Annotated in this window: 11 protein-coding genes; all 11 read left to right on the top strand. The window is 29.3% G+C overall.

The genetic code is table 11. The annotated features are described in order from the left end of the window. Positions 1 to 87: 87 nt before the first annotated feature. Complete coding sequence (locus B3603_RS02105; RefSeq protein ID WP_291560144.1) at positions 88 to 420, top strand: DUF2577 domain-containing protein; 333 nt, start codon at positions 88 to 90, stop codon at positions 418 to 420. Between the two features lie 3 nt (positions 421 to 423). Next, a complete protein-coding gene (locus tag B3603_RS02100; protein WP_291560142.1) occupies positions 424 to 828 on the top strand; it encodes a DUF2634 domain-containing protein in 405 nt (134 codons plus the stop codon). Then, the gene (locus tag B3603_RS02095) at positions 829 to 1,911 is read left to right on the top strand and encodes a baseplate J/gp47 family protein (RefSeq protein ID WP_312574086.1); all 1,083 of its coding nucleotides are present in this window, start codon (positions 829 to 831) and stop codon (positions 1,909 to 1,911) included. It abuts the gene before it with no gap. Further along, positions 1,904 to 2,530: a putative phage tail protein gene (locus tag B3603_RS02090; RefSeq protein WP_291560138.1), complete on the top strand. Its 627-nt coding sequence runs from the start codon at positions 1,904 to 1,906 to the stop codon at positions 2,528 to 2,530. The genes B3603_RS02095 and B3603_RS02090 overlap by 8 nt, the downstream gene beginning before the upstream one ends. Continuing rightward, entirely contained in the window at positions 2,530 to 3,747 is a 1,218-nt protein-coding gene (locus B3603_RS02085; protein ID WP_291560137.1) for a phage tail protein, read from the top strand. Before B3603_RS02090 ends, B3603_RS02085 begins: the two co-directional genes overlap by 1 nt. A gap of 14 nt (positions 3,748 to 3,761) precedes the next feature. Further along, the gene (locus B3603_RS02080) at positions 3,762 to 4,106 is read left to right on the top strand and encodes a hypothetical protein (RefSeq protein WP_291560134.1); all 345 of its coding nucleotides are present in this window, start codon (positions 3,762 to 3,764) and stop codon (positions 4,104 to 4,106) included. Next, on the top strand, positions 4,106 to 4,279 hold the full coding sequence (locus B3603_RS02075; protein ID WP_291560133.1) for a hypothetical protein: 174 nt from the start codon (positions 4,106 to 4,108) through the stop codon (positions 4,277 to 4,279). The genes B3603_RS02080 and B3603_RS02075 overlap by 1 nt, the downstream gene beginning before the upstream one ends. A 99-nt stretch (positions 4,280 to 4,378) precedes the next feature. Beyond that, entirely contained in the window at positions 4,379 to 4,783 is a 405-nt protein-coding gene (locus tag B3603_RS02070; protein ID WP_291560131.1) for a DUF5317 family protein, read from the top strand. Positions 4,784 to 4,869: 86 nt separating this feature from the next. After that, the gene (locus B3603_RS02065; protein WP_291560128.1) at positions 4,870 to 5,367 is read left to right on the top strand and encodes a phage tail protein; all 498 of its coding nucleotides are present in this window, start codon (positions 4,870 to 4,872) and stop codon (positions 5,365 to 5,367) included. Positions 5,368 to 5,473: 106 nt separating this feature from the next. Then, positions 5,474 to 6,529, top strand: coding sequence for a hypothetical protein (locus tag B3603_RS02060; protein ID WP_291560126.1), 1,056 nt, complete (start codon positions 5,474 to 5,476; stop codon positions 6,527 to 6,529). A gap of 16 nt (positions 6,530 to 6,545) precedes the next feature. Then, a complete protein-coding gene (locus tag B3603_RS02055) occupies positions 6,546 to 6,680 on the top strand; it encodes a hypothetical protein (protein ID WP_291560123.1) in 135 nt (44 codons plus the stop codon). Positions 6,681 to 6,827 lie beyond the last annotated feature (147 nt).

Here is a 6,827-nt window from a genome sequence, read left to right as displayed (position 1 = left end):
AACAATACTATTTAATAGAAGAAGCCACACATAAGTTTGAAAAAGGTAATTTAGTTATGGATTTTGATTTAAAGGTGGTGTAGATAGTTGGGAATGATAAATATTATAAAAAAAGCTGGAATAGATGCAGTAGGCGCGAGTAATCCAGTTAATATAATTTTTGGTGAGGTACTAAATATAGAGGATTTTAAAATAAAGATAGACCAAAAACTTATACTACCAAAGGAATTTTTTATTATCCCTGAGAGTTTAACTAGGTATGAAATAGATTTGTCCCATAATCATAATTATACTAATGGTTCAACTTCTAATACTTTAAATAAAGTTGTTATAAGAGAAGGGCTTAAACAAGGGGATAAGGTCTTATTGCTAAGAGTGCAAGGTGGACAACAATACATTATATTAGATAAGGTGGTGTAACAATTGAGTATATTGCCACAAGGAGCGGTTATATCCGATGATCTAGAATTAGAAGAAATAATTGAACCTAGTAAAACATACAGAATAGATTTTGAAAAAGGAAAAACTATAGGTTTTTGCGATGGAGTTGAAGCGTTAAAACAAGCTATATATTTAATATTAAATACAGAAAGATATGAGTATCTAATATATTCTTGGAACTATGGAAGTGAACTTAATGAACTTATAGGTAAGCAAAAGGATATAGCAGAAAGTGAGTTTAAAAGACGAATAACTGAAGCACTATTACAAGATGATAGGATTAACAATATTGATAATTTTATATTTAAATATGATAAAGACTGTGTTCAAGTTGAGTTCACAGTTTTTTCTATTTACGGAGAATTTACTGAAAGTGTGGTGAGATAGTTGTTTGAAGCATATACAGAGGAAACAATTTTAAATAGGATGTTAGAAAGAGTAAAAGGAGATTTAGACAAAAGAGAAGGTTCTATTATATACAATGCTTTAGCTCCAGCAGCAATGGAAGTTGCAAGAATGTATTCTGATATGGATAGGTTTTTAGAATATACTTTTGCCAGTCCTAATATGCCAGATGAGTTTTTAGATTTAAGGGTAGCAGAAGAAGGGCTTAAAAGAGGGGCTGCAACTTATGCAATTAAAAAAGGATACTTCTATGACCAAGATAATAATTTAATAGATATTCTTGTAGGTAGCAGATTTTCTATAGATGATTTTAATTTTATAGCTATAGAGAAAATATCCACAGGAACATATAAAATGAGGTGCGAGTCTATAGGTATAGAAGGCAATTTCATAGCAGGACAATTAATACCTATAGATTATATAGAGGGTTTATCTACTGCTAACTTAGGAGAAATTATTATTCCAGGACAGGAAATAGAAGACAATGAAAGTCTTTTTAATAGGTATATTGAGCATCTAAATGAAAAACCATTTGGCGGCAACATAGCAGATTACAAAATTAATACTAGAGCCATAGAGGGAGTTGGAGCTGTAAAAGTATTCCCTATATGGAATGGTGGAGGGACTGTAAAAATTGTATTTTTAGATAGCAGCTACAACGTTCCTACTAAAGAATTAATTGATTTAGTCCAAACTACTTTAGACCCTATTCCTAACAATGGGAAAGGTTTAGGTATAGCTCCAGTTGGCCATGTAGTAACGGTTAAGGGAGCTGAAGATATAGAAATAACTATAGATACTAAACTTGTGTTAAGAAGGGATGTTACCATAGGTCAAGTTCAGGAGGATATAGAGGAAGTTATTAAAGATTATCTCTTAAACCTTAGAAAACAATGGTCTGATGAAGAAAATACAATAGTTAGAATAAGTCAAATTGAAGCTAGAATTTTAAATGTAGAAGGTGTGGCAGATATACACACAACTAAAGTAAATGGAAAAGAAGAAAATTTAACTCTAGGATTAGATGAAGTTCCTACATTGAAAGAGGTGGTATTAAATGAATAAGTTAATAAAATTTTTACCACCAGAGATTGCTAATATAGAAGAATTTAAAGAAATAATGGAAACAGAAGATAAAGAGCTTGAATTATTAGAAAAAGGACAACAAAGAATTTTAAATGAAAATTTTATAGATACTGCAACAGAGTATGGCATCAAGAAATATGAAACCTTATTTAAAATACGGGTAGATGACTTGAATGAAGGCTTAGATTTTAGAAAGTTAAGGATTAAAAATAGAAAATTAGACAAAGTTCCATTTAGTTATAGATTCTTAAACAATAAGCTGAAAAATTTATTTGGAGAAGATAATTTTAAATTAGAATTATTAAACAATGAATATATTTTAAAAGTAGAAATAAATACTTTTGATTGGAATACGTTTAATGAAATAATAGATAACTTTAGATATATAATTCCATGCAATATGGTATTAAATTCAACATTAGTACAAAAAATTAGATCTCCTATTTATTATGCAAGTTGTGTTACTGCAGGAGAAGAAATAACTTTATATCCATATACCGCTAAAACTTTAGAAACTAAAGCAAAACTTAATATTGCATTATCTAATAATTCAGATGTGGAAGAAATAACAATACACCCAAGAAGGGAGGCAATATAATGGCAGAACAATTTTATAGTATATTAACATCTATAGGAAAAGCTAAAATAGCTAATGCCAGTGTTTTTGGTACCAAATTAAATTTAACAACTTTAGCACTAGGGGACGGAAATGGCAAGTATTATAATCCTACAGAAAATCAAGAAGCACTAGTTAATGAAGTTTGGAGAGGAAATGTAGGAGCTATAGCCACAGATAGTGAAAATTCAAATTGGATAGTTATGGAAACGATGATAGCTGGTAATGTAGGGGGATTTTTTATAAGAGAAGTAGGTGTTTTAGATGACGAAGGCAGCTTAATAGCCATAGGAAAATACCCAGAAACCTATAAACCAATTGTAAGTGATGGAGCAACTAAAGATTTAATAATAAGAATGATATTAGAAGTAGATAATGCTTCAAGTGTAACCTTAAAGATAGATCCAACTACCGTAATTGCAACTAAAAAAGATATTGAAGTGCTAGATAATAAAATTAAAAACATCAAAATACCAGTAACTAAAGTAAATAATAAACTAGGTGATGTCACACTTAAGGCAGAAGACATAAAAGCCAATAATGATAAAACAATAGAAAAAAACTTACAAGAAGTTACGTCGCAAATGGCTGAAATGACGAAGGAAATAGAAAACATAGATTTATCAGCTAATAAGGTTAAATTAAATAAAGTTTCAGGAATGAATGCAACAGAAGTTCAAACAGCGATACAAGAACTTTTTCAATTTGCCGATAATGGTAAGAAAAATATGGCTACTGTTATCGGCTCCCCATTAAGTAGTAGCGATACTTTTGATAGTATGAAAAGTAAAATACAGACCATGAAAAATACCTTTGCTAGTAATTTGACAGCAAAAGGACAAAGTAGTAGCGGAAGTGATACTTTAAATAATTTAATTAATAAGATACCTAATATTAATGTAGGAAAGAAGTGGGCTACTGGTACTGCTACTATGGGCGAGTTTGTAATTAATGTTACGGGTCTACAATTTCGACCAACAGTAATTGTGACTTTACTTGATACTTTATCAGATAATCGTTTTGGGGGTATTTATGTGGCAGAAAATATTTATGGAAACACCACAAGAATGAATATAACCTTCGAAATATGGAATGAAAAAATCAATACGAACACATTTGATGTTTCTACTAATGGGTTCTCTTTTAAAACGGTATATTATTGGTATGGAGATGCACTAAGATGGATTGCTTTTGAATAGTATGGAGGGTTAAAATGCAAATAGGAAAAAGAATTGTATACAGTAAAAATACAGGTAAGATTTTAAATTATTGTCTAGAAGAGATGGCAGGAGATTTACAAGAAGGGTTAAGACCTTTAGAGATAGATTATTTAGACTTGCCTTATGGCTATAATGATAATAATTTTAAGGATGCTATAAATTATTATATAGATACAACAAAGGATAAAAATAAAACAGAATTAAAAGACCTAATAATTATTACAGAATACATCCCTAAAAAGGAAGAGACCGAAGAAGAAAGACTTAGAAGAGAAAAAGAACAGTTGGAAAACCAACTATTATTGAAAGAAAATGAAAGTGTAGGAGGAATTTTATAATGATTAATGAGATTATTGTTAGAATTTTAGCTGAAAGAATAATAAATAAGGGGATAAATCCATTAAAGAATAGAACTTTTGAATTGGATGATGTTACAAATAAAGATTATAGAAAAGCAGTAGAGGATTATATATTGGTGCATAGTGGAGTAATAGAGGAGAATATAGATTAAAATGATAATAAGACAAGCTAGAACAATTAAAGTATTGCAATAACTATTCAAAATTTTTATTATAGTTTATATAGTTAATAGGAAGGAGGAATAAGTTTAATGGGCATGTGGGGAAAATCAGCTATTATAGGATTTTTAACAATAATATTAATGCTTATATTATCAAAATTCGATAAGCTTAAAGTATTAAAACTAAAAAGAGTACTCCTAATAATAGTAATATCACTTACAATAATGTTTGCAGGAGGTGGAATGAATGCGGTGGCAATTGCAGTTAATGGTGGAGAGATGCCTGTAAAGGAAGGTATAGAATTTGTAGATGATGATTTACACAAGAGAGCAGATGAAAATACGAAGCTAAGAATACTAATAGATAATTATGATATAGACTTTTGTGATGGTGCATTTAGCATTGGAGATATAACATTTTCACTTGGGTTATATGCTTCTATTGTGTCTTTTGGCTACTATAAATTAATCATTAAAAAATATTATGCGACATAAAATTTAATTTATGTCGCTTTTGATAATTTCTGCGACATAAATTAAATATTAGAAAATAACAGTATATCTAGAGAGGAGGCAATATAATGGCAGAACAATTTTATAGCATATTAACATCTATAGGAAAAGCTAAAATAGCTAATGCAAATGCTCTTGGAAATAAATTAAATTTAACAACATTAGTACTAGGAGATGGAAATGGAAAGTATTATAATCCCACAGAGAATCAAGAAGCCCTAGTTAATGAAGTTTGGCAAGGAAATATAAGTTCTATAACCACAGATAGTAAAAATCCAAACTGGATAGTTATAGAAACAATAATTGCTGGTAATGTAGGAGGATTTTTTATAAGAGAGGTAGGGATATTTGATGATGAAGGTAGTTTAATTGCCATAGGAAAATATCCAGAAACCTATAAACCAGTTATAAGTGATGGATCAACTAAAGATTTAATAATAAGAATGATATTAGAAGTAAGCAACTCTGCAAATGTAACATTAAAGATAGATCCAGCTATTATAATGGCAACTAAAAAGGATGTAGAGGTATTAGAAAATAAAATTAGAGNNGAAAACTTACAATGAGTTAAAAGAGCTAATTGAAAATAATAAGTTAATTCCAGGAACACAATATGTTTTAACAGATTATAGAACTAAGTATCAACAACCTACAACAAATGTTATTAAAGAAATGGATGTTGAAGAGTTAGTTTTAAAAGCTAACTCTAAAAATACTTTTGAGCCGATAGTTAGTAGCTTAAAGTATCCTGAAGATGTTGTATATTATTATTTTAATAATAACATTTGCGAAGATAATACAACCACTAGGAATGGGTTTATAACAAGACGTTATGACCCCATAAGTGGAAATGATGCTCCACAAGATTGGAGAACCATGTTATGGGCAAGATGGACACCAGATTCTAATCAATATTATAAGAATGGTACATTAACAAATTATTCAGTTTGGACTAGTGGTGTGGCACAATTAAACACTATATATAAAGCTGACGGTAGGTTATGGGTCGCATCAGTGGCTTCAACACCAACTAGTGCAACAGATGGAACCGTGTTTTATCCAATCTATGATGATTTATCCCTTGCATTATTATTAGGGGATGAAACAGTAGTTGGGAGATATATAAAACTAAAAAAAGGAACTTTAAAAGAAGTTAAAACTTTTAACTCAAGTAATTGCATTAATAATAAAATTTCCTCCCCATCAAAAGGTAGACTACACAATAATGTATTTTATTATAATTGTTATGGCAATATTCTTGGTAATGATTGCCATGCAAATACTTTTGGTACACAAAGTTATACCAATATATTAGGTAATTATTGTTATGGTAATATATTTATGACCACCTTTGTTGGGAATAAGGCGGGTAATAACTTTAACAATAACAATTTTTGTGGCCATAGTAGATACAATATATTTGGAAATAATATTTATTCCAATATATTTCATTTGGGATTTGGATATAGTCATATGGGTAATTATTGTTGGAATAATTACTTTCTTGCAAATTGTACCTATAATGTTATTGGAAATGGATGTTACTCAAATTTTTTTGGAATGTATACTACCTTAACTTTACAAGAAGTAATAAATGGTAAGGACTTTACCAATATAGAAAACATTAAAAACCAAAGAGGTGTAACCATACAAAAAACTTCTGATAATAAAGTCGTATATATTTACATTAATTCATCAAAGCAAATGGTTATTACCGAAATACCTTAATAAAAGGAGTGATTAAATGTATAAAACAAAATACTATAACATAGAAATAACAGAAGAAATTTTTAATGAAGAAACAAATGAACATGAGTATAAAAAAGAATTAAGAGAATTAGAATACAAAACTAAAGATGAGAGTTCGAGTATTGGTTAGACATCATAGAAAGGTCATATGGAGAATATGGAGAAGTTACTCATGAATATATAGAAGATGAACTAACAAAAGAAGAGTTAGAAAAGAAAGAATTAAAAGTAGAGATTAAAAGCTTAAAAGAGCAGCTATTAGAAGTACAAAACTATG

This window comes from Clostridium sp. UBA2485 (assembly GCF_002341865.1).
Taxonomy (GTDB): domain Bacteria; phylum Bacillota; class Clostridia; order Clostridiales; family Clostridiaceae; genus Clostridium_J.
The sequence above is the reverse complement of the archived record's forward strand: the minus strand, read 5'-3'. Positions and strand labels throughout refer to the sequence as shown.